Here is a 373-nt window from a genome sequence, read left to right on the forward strand (position 1 = left end):
CCTCTGGACCTGCTGGCCCGACCACCTGCGGCTGACCGGCCGCCGCCCGCTCGCGGCCTTCCACCGCACCGGCGCCGTGCAGCTCGACGCCCCCGGCACCGCGCCGTCCGGCACCACCGCCCTGTTCGACCGCGCCGGCGTCCCGTACGAGCGATGGGACGCCCCGACGCTGCGCCGGCGCCTGCCCGGGATCGACCCCGGACGGTACTGGCCGCCGAAGCCGGTGGACGACGATGCCTTCTTCGCCGCCCCCACCGGCGAACTCGGCGCGCTGTTCACCCCGGACGCCGGGTTCGTCGACGATCCGCAGCTCGCCGCCCAGAACCTCGCGGACGCGGCGGGCGAACTGGGCGCGCGCTTCCTGTTCCACCAC

The 373-nt window shown here is 76.7% G+C and carries 1 protein-coding gene; it reads left to right on the forward strand.

Annotated elements, in window-relative coordinates:
- Positions 1–373 (forward strand): FAD-dependent oxidoreductase (locus ACFQ87_RS45570; protein ID WP_380616940.1); only part of this gene is annotated, 373 nt, incomplete at both ends.

It is taken from the genome of Kitasatospora sp. NPDC056531 (assembly GCF_042794375.1).
GTDB lineage: Bacteria > Actinomycetota > Actinomycetes > Streptomycetales > Streptomycetaceae > Kitasatospora.